At 67.2% G+C, this 934-nt stretch carries 1 protein-coding gene; it reads left to right on the top strand.

The window, feature by feature from the left end; genetic code table 11:
* The coding region (gene groEL / locus KDL28_RS40075; protein ID WP_252446711.1) for a chaperonin GroEL at nucleotides 1-934 on the top strand (934 nt) is incomplete at both ends.

Below are 934 nucleotides of genomic sequence, written 5' to 3'. Positions count from 1 at the left end.
TGGCGAAGATGATCGCTTTCGACGAGGAGGCGCGCCGCGGGCTCGAGCGGGGCATGAACACCCTCGCCGACGCTGTCAAGGTGACGCTCGGCCCGCGTGGTCGCAACGTCGTGCTGGAGAAGAAGTGGGGCGCCCCCACCATCACCAACGATGGTGTGTCGATCGCCAAGGAGATCGAGCTCGAGGACCCGTGGGAGAAGATCGGGGCCGAGCTGGTCAAGGAGGTCGCCAAGAAGACCGACGACATCGCGGGCGACGGCACCACCACCGCGACGGTCCTGGCGCAGGCGCTCGTCCGCGAGGGCCTGCGCAACGTGGCCGCGGGCGCGAACCCGATGGCCCTCAAGCGGGGCATCGAGAAGGCCGTCGAGGCCGTCTCCGAGGCGCTGCTGAAGTCGGCCAAGGAGGTCGAGACCAAGGAGCAGATCGCGGCCACCGCCTCGATCTCGGCCGCGGACTCCACCATCGGCGAGCTGATCGCCGAGGCGATGGACAAGGTCGGCAAGGAGGGCGTGATCACGGTCGAGGAGAGCCAGACCTTCGGTCTGGAGCTCGAGCTCACCGAGGGCATGCGCTTCGACAAGGGCTACATCTCGCCCTACTTCGTGACCGACGCCGAGCGCATGGAGGCCGAGCTGGAGGACCCGTACATCCTCCTGGTCTCCTCCAAGATCTCCACGGTCAAGGACCTCCTCCCGCTGCTGGAGAAGGTCATGCAGACCGGCAAGCCGCTGGCGATCATCTCCGAGGACGTCGAGGGCGAGGCCCTGGCCACCCTGATCGTCAACAAGGTCCGTGGCACCTTCAAGTCCGTCGCCGTCAAGGCCCCGGGCTTCGGCGACCGCCGCGAGGCCATGCTCACCGACATGGGCATCCTCACCGGCGGCGAGGTCATCTCCGAGAAGATCGGCCTCAAGCTGGAGAACGCCGACCT

This window comes from Pseudonocardia humida (assembly GCF_023898865.1).
Taxonomy (GTDB): Bacteria; Actinomycetota; Actinomycetes; order Mycobacteriales; family Pseudonocardiaceae; genus Pseudonocardia; species Pseudonocardia humida.
Note: the sequence above shows the minus strand (reverse complement) of the source record. Positions and strands in the feature narration are given on the sequence as shown.